Annotated in this window: 16 protein-coding genes and 3 pseudogenes; 4 read left to right on the plus strand and 15 right to left on the minus strand. The window is 74.4% G+C overall.

Features of this window, described 5'->3' with window-relative positions; genetic code table 11:
- The 9 genes and pseudogenes from ACFZA0_RS36245 to ACFZA0_RS36285 all read right to left on the minus strand — a co-directional run.
- Positions 1–149 (minus strand): annotated as a pseudogene (locus tag ACFZA0_RS36245) (sulfate adenylyltransferase small subunit); the annotation flags it as partial.
- Complete coding sequence (cysC, locus tag ACFZA0_RS36250) at positions 146–706, minus strand: adenylyl-sulfate kinase (RefSeq protein WP_391024931.1); 561 nt, start codon at positions 704–706, stop codon at positions 146–148. The pseudogene ACFZA0_RS36245 and the gene cysC, both read right to left, overlap by 4 nt.
- Before the next feature lie 26 nt (positions 707–732).
- On the minus strand, positions 733–1,443 hold the full coding sequence (locus tag ACFZA0_RS36255; protein WP_391024933.1) for a phosphoadenylyl-sulfate reductase: 711 nt from the start codon (positions 1,441–1,443) through the stop codon (positions 733–735).
- Positions 1,443–1,619, minus strand: coding sequence for a hypothetical protein (locus ACFZA0_RS36260; RefSeq protein ID WP_391024935.1), 177 nt, complete (start codon positions 1,617–1,619; stop codon positions 1,443–1,445). The genes ACFZA0_RS36255 and ACFZA0_RS36260 overlap by 1 nt, the downstream gene beginning before the upstream one ends.
- Entirely contained in the window at positions 1,616–3,313 is a 1,698-nt protein-coding gene (locus ACFZA0_RS36265; protein ID WP_391024937.1) for a nitrite/sulfite reductase, read from the minus strand. The genes ACFZA0_RS36260 and ACFZA0_RS36265 overlap by 4 nt, the downstream gene beginning before the upstream one ends.
- 147 nt (positions 3,314–3,460) lie before the next feature.
- Positions 3,461–3,544 carry a putative leader peptide gene (locus tag ACFZA0_RS36270; RefSeq protein WP_391025063.1) on the minus strand — a complete coding sequence of 28 codons (84 nt, stop codon included), beginning with the start codon at positions 3,542–3,544 and terminating at the stop codon, positions 3,461–3,463.
- A gap of 115 nt (positions 3,545–3,659) precedes the next feature.
- The gene (locus tag ACFZA0_RS36275; RefSeq protein ID WP_391024939.1) at positions 3,660–4,223 is read right to left on the minus strand and encodes a GNAT family N-acetyltransferase; all 564 of its coding nucleotides are present in this window, start codon (positions 4,221–4,223) and stop codon (positions 3,660–3,662) included.
- A gap of 79 nt (positions 4,224–4,302) precedes the next feature.
- The gene (locus ACFZA0_RS36280; RefSeq protein WP_391024941.1) at positions 4,303–5,643 is read right to left on the minus strand and encodes a hypothetical protein; all 1,341 of its coding nucleotides are present in this window, start codon (positions 5,641–5,643) and stop codon (positions 4,303–4,305) included.
- A gap of 555 nt (positions 5,644–6,198) precedes the next feature.
- Complete coding sequence (locus ACFZA0_RS36285; RefSeq protein WP_391024943.1) at positions 6,199–7,833, minus strand: acyl-CoA dehydrogenase family protein; 1,635 nt, start codon at positions 7,831–7,833, stop codon at positions 6,199–6,201.
- A gap of 112 nt (positions 7,834–7,945) precedes the next feature.
- Between ACFZA0_RS36285 and ACFZA0_RS36290 the strand changes: the two genes are divergently transcribed.
- Together ACFZA0_RS36290 and ACFZA0_RS36295 are read left to right on the plus strand one after the other, a co-directional pair.
- Entirely contained in the window at positions 7,946–9,133 is a 1,188-nt protein-coding gene (locus tag ACFZA0_RS36290; protein ID WP_391024944.1) for a YhjD/YihY/BrkB family envelope integrity protein, read from the plus strand.
- 57 nt (positions 9,134–9,190) lie between these two features.
- A complete protein-coding gene (locus tag ACFZA0_RS36295; protein ID WP_391024946.1) occupies positions 9,191–9,895 on the plus strand; it encodes a helix-turn-helix domain-containing protein in 705 nt (234 codons plus the stop codon).
- A 31-nt stretch (positions 9,896–9,926) separates the two neighbouring features.
- Here the strand turns inward: ACFZA0_RS36295 and ACFZA0_RS36300 are convergent, their stop codons facing one another.
- The gene (locus ACFZA0_RS36300; RefSeq protein WP_391024948.1) at positions 9,927–10,349 is read right to left on the minus strand and encodes a VOC family protein; all 423 of its coding nucleotides are present in this window, start codon (positions 10,347–10,349) and stop codon (positions 9,927–9,929) included.
- An 86-nt stretch (positions 10,350–10,435) separates the two neighbouring features.
- Positions 10,436–11,089: a VOC family protein gene (locus ACFZA0_RS36305; protein WP_391024949.1), complete on the minus strand. Its 654-nt coding sequence runs from the start codon at positions 11,087–11,089 to the stop codon at positions 10,436–10,438.
- A gap of 162 nt (positions 11,090–11,251) precedes the next feature.
- Here ACFZA0_RS36305 and ACFZA0_RS36310 point away from each other — a divergent pair, with 162 nt between their 5' ends.
- Entirely contained in the window at positions 11,252–12,838 is a 1,587-nt protein-coding gene (locus ACFZA0_RS36310) for a carboxylesterase family protein (RefSeq protein ID WP_391024951.1), read from the plus strand.
- 183 nt (positions 12,839–13,021) lie between these two features.
- Here the strand turns inward: ACFZA0_RS36310 and ACFZA0_RS36315 are convergent.
- The 3 genes and pseudogenes from ACFZA0_RS36315 to mmuM all read right to left on the minus strand — a co-directional run.
- Positions 13,022–13,192: pseudogene (locus ACFZA0_RS36315) on the minus strand (homocysteine S-methyltransferase family protein); the annotation flags it as partial.
- Between the two features lie 42 nt (positions 13,193–13,234).
- Positions 13,235–13,411: pseudogene (locus ACFZA0_RS36320) on the minus strand (homocysteine S-methyltransferase family protein); the annotation flags it as partial.
- 37 nt (positions 13,412–13,448) lie between these two features.
- Positions 13,449–14,396 carry a homocysteine S-methyltransferase gene (mmuM, locus tag ACFZA0_RS36325; RefSeq protein WP_391024953.1) on the minus strand — a complete coding sequence of 316 codons (948 nt, stop codon included), beginning with the start codon at positions 14,394–14,396 and terminating at the stop codon, positions 13,449–13,451.
- A 264-nt stretch (positions 14,397–14,660) separates the two neighbouring features.
- On the opposite strand from mmuM, the gene ACFZA0_RS36330 reads away from it, so the two are divergent.
- Positions 14,661–15,314: a TetR family transcriptional regulator gene (locus tag ACFZA0_RS36330; RefSeq protein ID WP_391024955.1), complete on the plus strand. Its 654-nt coding sequence runs from the start codon at positions 14,661–14,663 to the stop codon at positions 15,312–15,314.
- Positions 15,315–15,357: 43 nt separating this feature from the next.
- Here the strand turns inward: ACFZA0_RS36330 and ACFZA0_RS36335 are convergent, their stop codons facing one another.
- Entirely contained in the window at positions 15,358–16,608 is a 1,251-nt protein-coding gene (locus ACFZA0_RS36335; protein ID WP_391024957.1) for a D-arabinono-1,4-lactone oxidase, read from the minus strand.
- Positions 16,609–16,704 lie beyond the last annotated feature (96 nt).

Genomic DNA, 16,704 nt, shown 5'->3' on the forward strand with positions numbered 1-16,704 from the left:
TCCTTGCCGCCGGAGAAGAGGATCACCGGCCGTTCGAACTCGCCCGCGACCTCGCGGAAGATGTGCACCGCCTCCGACTCCAGGGCGTCCAGGTGGGAGAGGGTGTACGGACTGCCGGTGCCCGGCCGGGCCGTGGCGGCGGTCGTCATGCGAGTCCCCTTTCGGTGAGCAGCGCGTGGACCGCCGCGGCGGACTCGCGCACGGTCTGGTGCTGCGACTCGATCCTCAGGTCCGGCGTGACGGGCTCCTCGTACGGGTCGTCGACACCGGTCAGCCCGGTCAGCTCACCGGCCGCCTGCTTCGCGTACAGGCCCTTCACGTCGCGCTCGCTGCACACCTCGACCGGGGTCGCCACGTGCACCTCGACGTACGCCGTGCCTCCCGCGTCGTGTCTCTTGCGCACCGCGTCGCGGCTGTCCGCGTACGGCGCGATGACCGGCACCAGCGCCAGCACGCCGTTGCGGGCCAGGAGTTCGGCGACGAAGCCGATGCGCTGCACGTTGGTGTGGCGGTCCTCGCGGCTGAAGCCGAGGCCCGCCGAGATGAACTCGCGGATCTCGTCGCCGTCGAGCACCTCGACGAGGCGGCCCCCGGCCCGCAGCCGCTCGGCCAGCTCGTACGCGATGGTGGTCTTGCCCGCGCTGGGCAGACCGGTGAGCCAGACGGTGGCGCCGGTGGTCACGTGGTTCTCCTGAGTCGTCGTCATCGTGGTCTGCGTGGTCGCCGGTGCCGTCAGCCGTGCAGACCGCACTCGGTCTTGCCGCGGCCGGCCCAGCGGCCCGCGCGCGCGTCCTCGCCCTCGAGGAGGCGGCGGGTGCAGGGCGCGCAGCCGACGGACCCGTAGCCGTCCAGCAGCAGCGGGTTGGTCAGCACGCCGTGCTCCGCGACGTACGCGTCCACGTCGTCCTGCGTCCAGCGCGCGATGGGCGACACCTTGACCTTCTGCCGCTTCTCGTCCCAGCCGACCACGGGCGTGCCGGCCCGGGTCGGGGACTCGTCGCGGCGCAGCCCGGTGGCCCAGGCCGCGTACCCGTCGAGGCCCGTCTCCAGCGGCTCCACCTTGCGCATCCGGCAGCACAGGTCGGGGTCCCGCTCGTACAGCCGGGGCCCGTACTCGGCGTCCTGCTCGGCGACCGTCCGCCGCGGGGTGAGCGTGATGACGTTGACGTCCATCACCGCCTCGACGGCGTCACGGGTGCCGATCGTCTCCGGGAAGTGGTAGCCGGTGTCGAGGAAGACGACGTCGACACCGGGCAGCACCCGGGAGGCGAGGTGGGAGACCACGGCGTCCTCCATCGAGGACGTCACGCAGAACTCCTTGCCGAACGTGTCCGCCGCCCACCGCAGGATCTCCAGGGCGGAGGCGTCCTCCAGGTCGCGGCCCGCCTGTTCGGCGAGGGCCCGCAGGCCGTCGGTCGTGCGCTCTTCGTGGACTGTCGTCATCACTGATCCCCTCCCACGTCGTCGTGCCGGACTCCTCGGGCCAGCAGCCCGAGGAACTTCAGCTGGAACGCCCGGTTGCACGCCGCGCACTCCCACGCGCCGTGCCCCTCCTCGCTGGGGCGCAGGTCCTCGTCGCCGCAGTAGGGGCAGTAGAAGGGTGCCGCTCGCTCGCTCATGACAGGGCCTCCTCCGACGCCCTCGCGGCCCAGGTCGCGAAGCGCTCGCCGTCCTCGCGCTCGTCCTGGTAGCGCCTCAGCACCCGCTCGACGTAGTCGGGCAGCTCCTGCGACGTCACCTTCAGGCCGCGCACCTTGCGGCCGAACCCGGCCTCCAGGCCCAGGGCACCGCCGAGGTGCACCTGGAAGCCCTCGACCTGCTCGCCGTCGGCGTCGAGGACGAGCTGGCCCTTGAGACCGATGTCCGCCACCTGGATACGCGCGCAGGCGTTCGGGCAGCCGTTGACGTTGATGGTGAGCGGCTCGTCGAACTCCGGGAGCCTGCGCTCCAGTTCGTCGATCAGCGAGGAGGCGCGGGCCTTCGTCTCCACGATCGCGAGCTTGCAGTACTCGATGCCGGTGCAGGCCATGGTGCCGCGCCGGAACGCCGACGGCGTCGCGGTCAGGTCCATCGCCCGGAGCCCGGCCACCAGGGACTCGACCTGGTCCTCCGCGACGTCCAGCACGATCATCTTCTGCTCGACGGTGGTGCGCACCCGGCCCGAGCCGTGCGCCTCCGCGAGGTCGGCGATCTTGGTCAGGGTCGCGCCGTCGACACGGCCCACGCGGGGCGCGAAGCCGACGTAGAAGAGGCCGTCCTTCTGCCGGTGCACACCGACGTGGTCGCGCCAGCGCTCGACCGGCTGGGCCGGCGCCGGGCCGTCGACGAGCTTCCGCTTCAGGTAGTCGTCCTCCAGGACCCGGCGGAACTTCTCCACGCCCCAGTCGGCCAGCAGGAACTTCAGCCGGGCGCGGGTGCGCAGCCGGCGGTAGCCGTGGTCGCGGAAGATCGAGATGACGCCCTCGTGGACGTCGGCCACCTCGTCCAGCGGGACCCACGCGCCGAGCCGCTGCCCGATCTTGGGGTTGGTGGACAGGCCGCCGCCGACCCAGACGTCGAAGCCGGGCCCGTGCTCGGGGTGCACCACCCCGACGAACGCGACGTCGTTGATCTCGTGCGCCACGTCGAGGAGCGGCGAGCCGGAGATCGCGGTCTTGAACTTGCGCGGCAGGTTGGAGAACGCCTTGTTGCCGATGACCCGGCGGTTGATCTCCTCGATGGCGGGCGTGCCGTCGATGATCTCGTCCTCGGCGATGCCGGCGACGGGCGAACCGAGGATCACGCGCGGCGTGTCGCCGCACGCCTCGGTGGTGGACAGGCCCACCGCTTCGAGCCGCTCCCAGATGGTGGGCACGTCCTCGATCCGGATCCAGTGGTACTGCACGTTCTGCCGGTCGGTGATGTCGGCGGTGCCGCGCGCGAACTCCTGGGAGATCTCGCCGACCACCCGCAGCTGTGCCGTGGTCAGCCGGCCGCCGTCGATGCGGACCCGGAGCATGAAGAACTCGTCGTCCAGCTCCTCCGGCTCCAGGATCGCGGTCTTGCCGCCGTCGATGCCCTGCTTGCGCTGGGTGTAGAGACCCCACCAACGCATGCGCCCGCGCAGGTCGTTGGGGTCGATCGAGTCGAACCCGCGCTTGGAGTAGACCGTCTCAATGCGTGTCCGCACATTGAGACCGTCGTCGTCCTTCTTGAACTGCTCGTTGCCGTTGAGGGGGGTGAAGTGCCCCGCTGCCCACTGACCCTCACCACGGTGACGGCTCACCTTGCGGCGGGGAGTCGCGGCAGCGGGGTCCTGCGGGGTGGCGGCCATGGTTCTACGTCCTTCGGACCGATGGGGATACGGCTCTGACCTGCGCGTACGCGCGCGAAAAAAGCGCGCGACGCTGCGCGGCGTGAGACTGTAGCGGAAAAAACCGGCGGGGCGCCCGCGACCCGAGGGGTCGCTCCGGGCCGTGCCTCAGGCCGCCGGACAGATGGCGCTGGACATGCGGCCGAGGTCGACGTGCCGTCGACTCACCAAGGCAACTCCAGTTCCGTACATGACGAAAGCGTGTCACGGGGATCTCCGGACAGTCCACCTTCATCCATATGGCGGACGCCGGTGTCTCGCATTGCGGACCGGTGTGACCTGGGTCATGCCGTGGTGCGCGGTCGGGTCAGGCGCCCGGCCAGGGCCCGGGGGTCGCGACCTCGGGCTCCTCCTCCACCTTCGTGTCGAACAGCCGGAACCCGCGCCGCCGGTAGTTGTCCATGGCGTGCGCCCCGTCCTTGCTGCACGTATGCAGCCACACCCGCTTCGTCGGCGCCCGCCCCGGCCACCGGTCCGCGAGGTCCCACGCCCGCGCCGTCCCGTACGACAGCAGGTGCCCGCCGATGCGGCGGCCGCGGAACGCGGGGATCAGGCCGAAGTAGACGATCTCCACGACCCCGTCGTCCTGCGCCTCCAGCTCGACGTACCCGGCGGGCGTGCCCCGGTCGAGGGCGACCCACGTCTCCACGCCGGGCCGCTCCAGGTGCTCCCGCCAGCGCGCGTACGGCCACGCGAGGCGGTCGGTCCACCGGATGTCGCCGCCCACCGACGCGTACAGGAAGCGGCTGAACTCGGGGGAGGGCACGGCCGCCCGGACGACCTCGACGTCCGGGCCGGGGACGGCGGAGGACAGCAGGTCGGCGGGGGACGTCTGTTCGAGGGACCAGGTGGTCACGGTGACGGTGCTCATGCGGGTCAGGGAATCACGGCACGCGCGCGGCACGGAACCGGGTCCCGCGGCGGTGCCTCCGCCCCGCCCGCGGCGGGGCCTACCGCAGCGCCCGGTCGATCGCCGCGAGCGGCGTCGCGAACAGGGTGCGGCCGCTCTGCGACCAGACCTCGCCCGTGCCCGTCCAGTAGGAGAGGGACCGCACGTCCGGGCTCCAGCAGCGGCGGCCGTCCCGCGCACCGCACTTCGCGGCCTTCGCGCCCTCGGTGTCCTGGCGCCACAGGGTGCCGCGCCGCGCGCCGTCGGAGGCGGGGCCGACGTACCACTCCGTGTCCGTGCCCGTCGTGCGCGAGAGCACCGCCCGCACTCCGGACGCCTTCGTCTCGTACGCCTGGCCGGCGTCCACCTGCCCCGTACCGTCCGCCGCCAGCAGCCCCGGGCGGGCCGGGTCCGTGCTGAAGGGGTAGCGCCACAGCCGGGTGTGCCGGCCGCTGCCCGCGGGGACCGACTCGCTCGCCACGAGGCTGTCGGGTGAGGTGCCGCGGTCCAGGGACAGGCCGCCGAGACAGGGCACCGCGTCGTCCGCCGCCGGGGTACAGGTCCCGCCGGTCATCCGGTAGGCACCGACCGCGGGCATCACCCAGCGGTACCCGTGCGCCGACCAGCCCTTGCCGGACCGGCCCACCGCCGCGCTGTTCACGTCGGCGCGCTGCACCCGGTTCACGTCGTACACGTACAGGGCCTCGCCGGACCCGCTCGTGGTGGTGACCAGCAGCTTGTCCTGGTACCAGACCATGCCCGCCACGTGCGACACCAGCCCGGCGTAGTCGCGGCCGCCGTCCACGGGCACCGCGAGCAGCACCCAGGAGTACGTCAGGCGGGACGGGTCGTCCGCGTCGACCACGGCGACCCGGGTGAGCCCCCGGTCGGCGCCGGTGGTCCCGGCGAGACGGTCGTTGTGCGTCCAGCCGGACAGCAGCACCCGGTGCTCGCCCCAGCTCCCGTCGCCGTCCGCGTCGCCCGAGGTGGTCACCGCGCGCGGCAGCCAGGCGGAGGTCGCGGCGTCGCCGTCGGCCCAGCAGTACGCGCGGTCGGGGGCCGGTTCGGCGGGCAGCGCCTCGCGCTCGGCGGCCGTGCAGCCCGCGGTGTCGCGCAGGGTGTGGTCGGGGGAGGCGAGGACGGTGGCGATGCCGACCGGGCGGCCCATGGACGAGGCGAGCCGGTCCAGCGTCGCGGCGGGGACCAGGTCCTCCTGGAGCTGGAAGCGGTCGAGCGCCGTCGCGGAGGTGAGGGGCTTCAGCGCCCCGGGGTCGTCACTGCTCGTGGCCTGGGAGGCACTGATCATGGTCGCCGCCGCGGTGAGCGCGAACGCCGCGCCGCCGAGGACCGCGCGCAGCGCCCTGCCCCGCCTGCGCCGGCGGTGTCTGCCGCGATGCATCATTCGTCCTCCCGAGGCGGGCCAACTGCTCCTCATGATCAGCGCGTTGAGCGAAGAGCAACTGGGGCGGCCGGTAGGGGGACTCTACGGCAGACGGGGGCCGCTTTGGCCGAAGACCCTGCAAATATGCGGAAGATGCCCCTCCCGGACCACTTTGAGCCGGGAGCCTGACGGCACACGGGCCCCGCCCGTCACCCGGACCGACCCGGGCCCCGCACGACGCGTTCGCCCCGGTGGCCCCACGGGTCCCGGGGACCACGAGGCCGGCCGGGCGGGATCATGCCAACGGCCGCCCGGAGCAGGGGACTTGAGCGGTGCGCAAGCAGAGTGTGCGCGACCGGCTCCGCGGAGCCCGGGACTCCGCAGCGCGCCGTCGTCGAATTGCAACCCTCCGCAACCCTGGTGCAAAGCCGCCCGCGGTTCGAGACTTGGGCGACGCACCCGGCCGGCCCTGCCGTCCGGAGTGCCCGCGGCCTGCTGCGGGCCCGGCGGCGAGGGTGGTGCCGCGTCGGCGCGGCACCACTCCCGCGCCGGGTGCCCCGGGCGGGCACCCGGCGCTCACGCCACCGGGCGTGCCCGCTCCACCACCGACGCCAGGTCGAGGCCGCGCGGCAGCGTCCCGAACGCCGAGCCCCAGTCGCCGCCCAGGCGCGACGCGCAGAACGCGTCGGCCACCCCGGGCGGCGCGTACCGCACCAGCAGCGAACCCTGGAGCACCAGCGCGAACCGTTCCACCAGCATCCGCGCCCGGCCCTCCACGCCCTCCAGATCGGCGAGTTCGGTCAGCAGGTCCTTCACCGCGCCGTCCAGCCGGTGGTCGGCACCGCGCGCCTTCCCCACCTCCACCAGGAACGCGTTCAGCGCCTGCGGCTCGCGCTGCATCGCCCGCAGCACGTCGAGCGCCTGGACGTTCCCGGCGCCCTCCCAGACCGAGTTGAGCGGCGACTCGCGCACCAGGCGCGGCATCCCCGACTCCTCCACGTAGCCGTTGCCGCCCAGGCACTCGGACGCCTCCACCGCGAGCGGGGCGCAGCGCTTGGTCACCCAGTACTTGGCGGCCGGCACCGCGAGCCGCAGCAGCGCCCGCTCCTGCTCGCCCCCGTCGTCGTAGGCCGCCGCGAGCCGCAGCGCGAGGACCGTCGCCGCCTCCGACTCCAGGGCGATGTCCGCCAGGACGTTGCGCATCAGCGGCTTGTCGACGAGCTTCCCGCCGAACGCCTCGCGGTACGTGCAGTGGTGGACCGCCTGCGCGACGGCCTGCCGCATCAGGCCCGCCGACCCGAGGACGCAGTCCAGCCGGGTCGCCGCCACCATCTCGATGATGGTCCGCACGCCGCGGCCCTCGTCACCGACCCGGCGCGCCCACGTGCCGTCGAACTCGATCTCGCCGGACGCGTTCGAACGGTTGCCCAGCTTGTCCTTGAGCCGCTGGATCCGGAACACGTTGCGCGTGCCGTCCGCGAGCACCCGCGGCACCAGGAAGCACGTCAGCCCCTCGGGCGCCTGCGCCAGCACCAGGAAGCCGTCCGACATCGGGGCCGAGCAGAACCACTTGTGCCCGGTCAGCGCGTACGTCCCGTCCTCGGCGAGGGGGCGGGCGTCCGTCGTGTTGGCGCGTACGTCGCTGCCGCCCTGCTTCTCCGTCATCCCCATGCCGAAGACCGCGCCGGGCTTGTCCGCGGCGGGCCGCAGCTCGCGGTCGTAGACGGTGGACGTCAGCCGCGGTTCCCACTCGGCGGCCAGCTCCGGGTCGGTGCGCAGGGCGGGCACCGCCGCGTGCGTCATCGACAGCGGGCAGCCGTTGCCGGCCTCCGCCTGCGTCCACACCATGAATCCGGCCGCCCGCCGCACGTGCCCGCCGGGCCGCACCCACGCCGTGGTGAGCCCGGAGGAGACGCCCTTGCCGAGCAGCCGGTGCCACGAGGGATGGAAGTCGATCTCGTCGATCCGGTTCCCGTACCGGTCGTGCGTGCGCAGGCGCGGCGGGTTCTCGTTCGCCTGCGCGGCCCACTCCTGCACCTGGGCCGAACCGGAGGCCCGTCCGAGCGTCGACAGCTCGTCGGACGCCTCCTCCAGCAGACCGGGATCGAGATGACGTCCGACGGCCTCGGTCAGCACCCGGTCGGTGGCGAAGACGTCGTACCCGACCAGTGGCGGGGCCTGGTTGGTCACGGTGTGCGTACTGGCAGCCATGCAGGGAACCTACCCCCGGGTAGCGCGGCGCTCACCACCCCGGTGCCGCTCCCGCGGCCCTCCCGTCCCCCGCGGGATGAGTGGAGGCCGTCGCGCCGGATACCTTTAGCCCGTGCAGCCAGCAAGAGAGAAACCCGCGAGGCCCGCAGGCCGTTTCCACCGGGCGCGAGCCCTCTACCGGAACGTCTCCAAGCGCAGGACCGCCTGGCTGCTGCTGAAGGACACCGTCAACTCCTGCATGGAGTACCGCATCCTGGGCCTGGCGGCCGAGGCCGCGTTCTTCACGCTGCTCTCGGTGCCGCCGCTGCTGCTGAGTCTCATCGGGCTGCTCGGGTACGTCGACGCCTGGACCGGCGCGGACACCATCAAGAGCCTGGAGATGAACATCCTCGACGCCTCCCGGACGGTCCTGTCCGACAAGGGGGTCAACGAGATCGCGCAGCCGATCCTGCACGACGTGATGAAGGGCGGCCGGCCCGACGTCATCTCCATCGGCTTCCTGTTCGCCCTGTGGTCGGGCTCCCGCGCGGTGAACGTCTTCATCGACACCATCACCGTGATGTACGGCCTCGACGGCGCCCGCGGCATCGTCAGCACCCGGATGCTGTCGTTCGGCCTGTTCGTCGTGGGCCTGCTGATCGGGTCGGTGGCACTGCCGCTGATGGTGGCCGGCCCGGACGCGGTGGTGCGGGTGGTGCCCTGGTCGACGACGGTCGTGCAGGTCCTGTACTGGCCCGTCGTGATCGTCCTGTCCATCGTCTTCCTGACCACGCTCTACCACGTGTCCGTGCCGGTGCGGTCGCCGTGGATCGAGGACGTGCCGGGCTCGCTGGTCGCCCTCGGGATGTGGGTGATCGGCAGCTTCCTGCTCCGCATCTACCTGACCAGCACCATCGAGGGGCCGACCATTTACGGCTCACTGGCCGCGCCCGTCGCGGTGCTGCTGTGGATCGGCGTGGCCGCGTTCGCCGTTCTGGTCGGCGCCGCCGTCAACGCGGCCATCGACCGCGTCTGGCCGGCCGCCGCGACCGCCGCCGCGCGCGCCGCCAACGAGCGGCAGCGCGAACAGGACGCCGCCCAGTACGCGGCCCGCGCAGCCGCCGCGCGCGCCCGCGCCGCCGAGTACGCCGACGACTTCGACGACCCCGACGACCCGGACATGCCCTCCGAGTACCCCGAGCGCTGGTCGCGGTTCCTGCCCCCCGAGGACGTCACGTCCCGGCTGCGCACGAAGGGCCCGCAGAAGAGCGGCGACGAGGGCGCCCAGCAGCCGCACCAGAACAAGCACCGGCGTACGTAGTCCGGCCGGTTCCGCGGGGCCGGGCCGGGGCCGCGGGCCCGGCGTAGCCTGGTGCACGTGTACGCGGAGCGGGCGTCGAGGCTGTCCGGCGCGGTGGTGTGGAGCCGCACCGTCGGGCCGGGGGCACCCGCCGCCGACACCGTCCGCCCGGTCCTGCCCGACGGCTGCATGGACCTGCTGTGGAACGAGGGGCGGCTGCTGGTCGCCGGGCCGGACACCCGCGGCCATCTGCCCGACGGGCCGCCCGCGCGCTGGGCCGGGGTCCGGTTCGCGCCCGGCACCGCGCCCGCCCTGCTGGGCGTGCCCGCCGCCGAGCTGCGCGACCGGCGGGTCGACCTGGCCGACCTGTGGCCCGCCGCGCACGTACGTCGCCTGCGCCGCCGGGTCGACGCGGCGGCCGACCCGGCGGCGGCCCTGGAGGCCGAGGCGCTGGCCCGTGCCGCCGACGCGGGGCCGCCCGACCCGTTGCTCGGGGTCCTGGTGACGGCACTCGGCGCGGGCCGGCCGGTCGCCGGAACCGCCGACGAACTCGGCCTCGGGGCACGGCAGTTGCACCGCCGTTCGGTGGCGGCCTTCGGCTACGGGCCCAAGACGCTGGCCCGCGTCCTGCGGCTGCAACGGGCACTGGCGCTGGCCCGCGCGGGCGTCCCGCTCGCGGAGACCGCGGCACGGGCCGGCTTCGCCGACCAGGCCCACCTGACCCGCGACGTCACGGAACTCGCGGGCATGCCGCCCGGCGAACTGCTCGCCCTGCCGCGGTAGCGGACGCTCCGCGCGCGCGGCCCCGGACCGGTCAGGCGCCCGCCTCGGGGGCGTCGGCGGCCGTCGGTGCGAACAGGTCGACGCCGTTGCCGTCGGGGTCGTGGACCACCGCGTACCGCTGCCCCCAGAACGCGTCGAAGGGTTTCAGCTCGCCGTGGTACCCGGCGCCGACCAGGCCCGCGTACACCGTGTCCACGTCCGCCGGAGCGCCGCACGCGAACGCGAGCGCGGCCCGGCCCGGACCGGACGGCGCGCGCCACCCGGGGTGGAACGACCGGACGGTCTCCTCGGTGTCGAGCAGCAGCCGCAGCCCGCCGGGCAGCTCGGCCTCGGCGTGCGGTTGCTTCTCGGCGTCCTCGCCGAAGTCGAGCCCGAGGCGGCCGTAGAAGGAGACGGAGGCGGCCATGTCGGAGACGACGAGGCCGATGGCGTTGAACCGGGGAGTCGATGTCATGCGTCCACCGTAGGAGCGGGCGCGCCGCCGGGTCTTGAACGAATCGGACGGGTCGCCCCCGCTCGTCACCCGCCCGCCCGCCCCGCTCAGCGGAACGTCACGGGGCCGCGCGGACTGTCCACCGTGAACGTCAGGCCGGTCTCGCCGGGCACCACCGTCAGGGGTGCGGCGAGGGCCGACAGCCGCGGCGCGATCTCGCCGGGGTCGGGGGCGCTCGCGGACAGGCTCAGCAGGGGAGTGACGGGCAGTCCCGCCGCCGTCGGGTGGGCGGAGGAACCCCAGTCGATGAGGAAGGGCACCAGGCCCGACGCTTGGGCGCCCCCGTCCGTCAGCCGCCACTCCAGCAGCGTCCCGTCCGGCCTGCGCCGCCGCATCGACCGCACCGGACCGGGGTCGTGGCCGCCGGCGCGGGCCTCGGCGACCGCCGAGTCCAGGTCGTGTGTCCTGATCGCCCAGGTCACCGTGCGCGGCCCGGCCAGCCCGTCGACGCCGAAGGGGCGGGGGCCCTCCGGGCCGGGCTGCTCCGGATCCGGACCGATGATCTCCAGATAGGCGGAGCCGCCCAGGGAGACCAGCTGGTTGCGGGTCCCGAGCCCGGGGTGCGCGCCGCCGGGCGCGGGGCGCACCCCGGTACGGCGCTCGAAGTCGGCGACCGTGGCCGCGAGGTCGGGCGTGGCGAGGACGAGGTGGTCCAGCCGCGCCGGGAACGGGTGCGAGGGAACCGCTGAAGGAGGTCTCATCGCAGCGGAGAGTACCCCGCGCACTCACCCGTACGGCCCTCGCGCGCCCGCCCGCACGCCCTCTCGACCGGAATACGAGCCGATGGTGTGATGGTCTGGATGTAGTACACACGCACGCTGTGGCGAGCGCGGCGCGAGAGCGCGGTGAGGAGCTGGTGGCGGATGACGGCAGAGCGGACGGACCCGGTGGTGACCACGCCGTACGGCGCGGTCCGCGGCAGGTACGAGAACGGCGTCGCGGTGTTCCGCGGCATCCCGTACGCGGCGCCCCCCTTCGGCGCCAACCGTTTCCGGCCCCCCGTCCGGCACGAACCCTGGGACGGCGAGCGCGACGCGGGCGCCTTCGGGCCGACCGCGCCGAAGCCCCCGTACTCGGACGCCTTCGGCAAGCTGCTGTCCGACCCCACGATCCCCGGCGACGACTGCCTCAACCTCAACGTCTGGACCCCCGAGCCCGGCCCCGGCGCCCGGCTGCCCGTGATGGTGTTCCTGCACGGCGGCGCCCTGACCCGCGGCTCGTCCTCGGTACCGGTGTACGACGGACAGTCCTTCGCCCGGGACGGCGTCGTCCTCGTCTCCGTCAACTACCGCCTGGGCGTGGAGGGTTACGGCCTCTTCCCGGACGCCCCGGCCAACGCGGGACTGCGCGACCAGCTGGCCGCGCTCCAGTGGGTGCACGAAGCCGTCGGCGCGTTCGGCGGCGACCCGGACCGGGTGACCGTCTTCGGGCAGTCCGCCGGCGCCATCAGCACGGGCGCCCTGATCGCCGCCCCGCAGACACGGGGACTGGTGCGCCGGGCCGTGCTGCAGAGCGGCGCGCCGGAGGCGTCCGACCGCGACAAGGTCCGCCGCATGGTGCGCCGCATGGCGACCCGGCTCAAGGTGCCCGCCACCGCCGAGGCCTTCGCGGCGGTCGACCGCGACCTGCTGCTGCGCACCCAGGCCGACGTCGGCAGGCTCAGCAGCCCGGTCCTCGGCGGCCCCGCCTTCGGCATCGTCGTCGACGGCGACCTGGTGCCGGCCGACCCGCTGGAGGCGCTGGTGCACGGCGGCGCGGCGCCCGGCGTGGACATCATGGCCGGCTGGACCCGGGACGAGTACCGGCTGTGGCTGGTGCCGGGCGGCCTGCTCGAACGGATCGACCGGCTCGGCCCGGTCGCCCTCGCCGGGGCGATGGCGCGCTGCCACTGCGGCCACGAGGTACCGCGCGGCTACCGCACCCTGAACCCGCGGGCGGGCGTCGCGGAGACCGTCGGCCAGCTCGTCACCGACCATCTGCTGCGCAACCCGCTCCAGATCCTCGCGGACGCGCGCCGCGGCTCGTCGTACGTGTACGAGTTCGCGTGGCCCTCCCGGCTGCCCGACCTCGGCTCCTGCCACGCCCTGGAACTCGGCTTCGTCTTCGACACCGGCGCGATCCCCGAGTCCGAGCAACTCGCGGGCAGCGGCGCGCCGCAGGAACTCGCGGACACCATGCACGCCGCCTGGGTCGGCTTCGCCACCGACGGCGACCCGGGCTGGCAGCCCTGGGACGCCTCGCACCCCGTGCGCGTGTTCGGCGAGGGCGAACCGCACACGGCCTACGGACCGCGCGACGCCGAACTCGCCCTGTGGGCCGCCGACATCACCGCCCGCGAACACAGTGCCGACCCGCCGCCGTCGGCGAGCACGTCCCTGCGCGGCACGGAACTCCGTTCCGTCGTACGGCGATTGCGGCGGCCGGGGGGAGTGCGGCGCCGGACGGCGTGACGGGCCGGGCCGGCCGTCCCGTCAGCCGGTTCGGACGGCTTCCGCGATGGCGGCCGCCCGCCAGTGCGTGACCCGTTCCGGTCCGAGCGTCGAACCTCCCTGTCGTGTGCGGGAGTCGGCGTCCCGGGTCTCGCCGTTGTTCGGGTGGGTGAGGGGCGGTTTCGCGGCCGGCGGGGTGTTCCGTCAGCCGGTTCGGACGGTGTCGGTGATGGCGCGGATCGCGTCGGGGCCGATTCGGCAGCAGCCCCCGACGAGTCGGGCCCCGGCTGCCCGCCAGTGCGTGACCCGTTCCGGTCCGAGCGTCGAACTGCCCTGCGGTGTCCGGGAGTCGGCGTCCCGGGTCTCGCCGTTGTTCGGGTGGGTGAGGGGCGGTTTCGCGGCCGGCGGGGTGTTCCGTCAGCCGGTGCGGACGGCTTCGGTGATGGCGCGGATCGCGTCGGGGCCGATTCGGCAGCAGCCCCCGATGAGTCGGGCCCCGGCTGCCCGCCAGTGCGTGACCCGTTCCGGTCCGAGCGTCGAACTGCCCTGTCGTGTGCGGGAGTCGGCGTCCCGGGTCTCGCCGCTGTTCGGGTGGGCGAGGGCCGGTTTACCGGCCGGCCCGGCCGTCCCGTCAGCCGGTTCGGACGGCGTCGGTGATGGCGCGGATCGCGTCGGGGCCGATTCGGCAGCAGCCCCCGACGAGTCGGGCCCCGGCTGCCCGCCAGTGCGTGACCCGTGCCGGTCCGAACGTCGAACCGCCCTGCCACGTGCGGGAGTCGGCGTCCCAGGTCTCGCCGCTGTTCGGGTAGACGACGGCCGGTTTCCCGGTCACCCGGGTGGCCACGGCGGCCGCCTCCGCCGCGTCCTCGGGCGCGCAGCAGTTGACGCCCACGGCGACCACCTCGTCCACGTCCGCCGCGAGCGCGAACGCCTCCTCCAGGGACTCGCCCGCCCGCGTGCGGCCGGCGTCCACCGTGTAGGACAACCAGGCCGGGACGCCGAGCCCGCGCACCGCGCGCATCAGGGCCGCGCCCTCCACGGCGTCGGGCACCGTCTCCAGCGCCAGGACGTCCGGGCCCGCCGCGGCGAGCGTCTCCAGCCGCGGCCGGTGGAAGCGTTCCAGCTCGGCGATGCTCAGGCCGTAGCGGCCCCGGTACTCCGAACCGTCGGCGAGCATCGCCCCGTAGGGCCCCGCGGAGGCGGCCACCCACAGGGGCCTGCCGGCTCCGCCCGCCGTGGCGGTCCGTGCCGCCTGCCTCGCCAACTCGACGCTCAGCGCCAGGAGTTCGGCGGTCCGTGCGGCGTCGGTGCCGTGCCGGGCGAAGCCCTCGAAGGTGGCCTGGTAGCTGGCGGTGGTCGCGACGTCGGCACCTGCCTCGTAGTAGCGCAGGTGCGCGCCGGTCACCGCCTCCGGCGCGTCCGCGAGCAGCCGGGCCGACCACAGCCCGTCGCCGAGATCGTGCCCGGCGGCTTCGAGCTGGTTGGACAGCCCGCCGTCGAGGACGAGCGGCCGGGCGGCGAGCGCCTCGGCGAACGTCTCGCCGGGGGAGGTCTCGGCGGGGGAGCGGGTGCCGGTCATGCGGTCGACGGTAGCCGAGGCGGGCCGGACCCGGGAGGCGCGCACGACGCGGCGCCGCGCGGCCGCCGCCCCGCCGTCGTGCGCGCGGGCCCGCAAACGCGCGGATCCGGGGCGGCAACCCTCTAGCCTGGGCAAATGTCCGAGTCCGCGAAGAAGCCGCTCCCCGGTGCCGAGGCGCCGCAGGGGCGCGCGTAACCCCCGCCGCCCCCGGCCCACCGTCCGTCAGCCCGAGTTCGACCCCCCGCCGAGCACCCCGGAGGAGCCGTGCCCGAGTCCCTGGCCGTGTCCGAGACCGCGCCCCCGACCCCGCAGCCGACACCGTCGGCGTCCGCCCCCGTGCACGTGCCGGTGCGGGCGTCCGGGCCGGCGCCCGGGATCCGCCGCGCCGACGCGCTGCGGAACCGGGAGCACATCCTCCAGGTCGCCCACGACGCGTTCGCCGAGTCGGGCACGACCTCGCTCAACGCCATCGCCAAGCGCGCGGGAGTCGGCGCCGGCACCCTCTACCGGCACTTCGGGACCCGGGAGGACCTGGTCCTCGCGGTCTACCGGCGCGACGTGCAGCGGCTGGTCGACGCGGTGCCCCGGACGCTCGCCGCCCACCCGCCGCTCGAAGCGCTGCGGCGCTGGTTCCGCACCCTCGCCGACGACGTCCGCGTCAAGCACGGCCTCGGCGAGGCGCTGCACACCGCCGCCGGGCGCGAGGCCGTCCACGAGACGTACGCGCCGGTCGCCGCCGCGGTGGGCCGGCTGCTGGACGCGGGCGAACGGGACGGCACCGTCAGGGCCGGCCTCGACCCCGCGGACGTGCTGCTGCTCATGGGGTTCCTGTGGCGCGCGGGCCCGGACGGCGCAGGCCGCGAGCGGACCGAACGCGCGCTGGACCTCGCGATCGAGGGGCTGCGGGCGCGCGACTGACCCGCCCGCACCGCCGCCGCACCGGACCACCCCGGCGGCCGGTCTAACCGGCCAGCACGTCCCGCACGAACGCGTTGGTGAACGTTCCCCTCGGGTCCAGTTCGTCCACCAGCGCCGCGAAGTCGCCCATGCGCGGGTAGCGTTCGCGCAGCGTGCGCGGCTCGGCGGTGAACACCTTGCCCCAGTGCGGGCGCGCGTCGAACGGGTCGAGCGCCTCCTCCAGGCGCCGCACCACCGGCAGCACCGCCGCGGTGTCCTCGACCCAGGTGAAGTGCAGTGCCACCGTGTCCCGGCCGTAGGCGGGCGAGAGCCACTGCGTGTCGGCGGCCATGGTGCGCACCTCGCAGGTCTGGAGCACCGGCGCCACCGTCGTCCGGATCGCGTCGACCGCGTGCAGCGCGGCCGTGGCGTGCTCGCGGGGCAGCAGGTACTCCGACTGGAGTTCCGCGCCGCTGCTCGGCGTGAACTCGGCCCGGAAGTGCGGCAGTCGCTCGTGCCAGGGCCCCGGCACCCCGAACTGCTCGGTGCAGTTGCGCGCGGGCATGCCCGGCACCGGGTGCTGCGCCTCCCCGGCCGGGGCCGCCCACGGGAACTCCGTCCTCGGGCGGTCCGTGCGCCGCTTGAGCCAGACCTGGCGGAAGCCCGGCGCACGCCAGTCCGTGAACAGGCTGACGCTGTACGCCGACGCGGCGACGGTCTCGAAGTCCAGCCCCTCCAGCGGAAGTTCGACGTGCACGGTCTGCGCCACGTCGTAGGCGGGCTCCAGGTCGAGGGTGAGCGCGGTGACCACGCCGAGCGCGCCCAGCGACGTCACCGCGCCGTCGAAGCGCGGGTCCCCGCGGCCGACGGTCACCGACGAGCCGTCGCCGACGACGAGTTCGACCTCGCGCACGGACGACGCGAGCGGCGCGTTCGCGACGCCCGAGCCGTGGGTGCCGGTGGCGACCGAGCCGGCCACCGAAATGTGCGGCAGGGACGCCATGTTGGCGAGCGCGAGCCCGTGCTCGTGCACCCGGCGGGCCAGTTCCGCGTACCGGACGCCGCCGCCGACCCGCACCGTCCGGGCCGCGGTGTCGACGTCCACCTCGGCCGGCAGACCGGCCAGCGAGACCAGGACGCCGCCGGGACCCGGGTCCGCGACCGTGTTGAAGGAGTGGCCGCTGCCCAGCACCCGCACGCGCGGTCCGGCCGCGACGAGCGTGCGCAGCTCGGTCACGGAGTCCGGCCGGCGCAGTGCGTCCGCGGTGAAGGTGATGTTGCGCGCCCAGTTGGTCACGGTGCCGGAGCCGGTCATCGTTCGTCCCTTTCGCTTTCCTTTGACCCTCTCACGGCCGGACCGCCCCGCCGCGGCCGGGCCGGGCCGTGATCCCGGTCACGGCCGGGGCCGCGT

Source organism: Streptomyces sp. NPDC008150 (genome assembly GCF_042956945.1).
Lineage (GTDB): Bacteria > Actinomycetota > Actinomycetes > Streptomycetales > Streptomycetaceae > Streptomyces.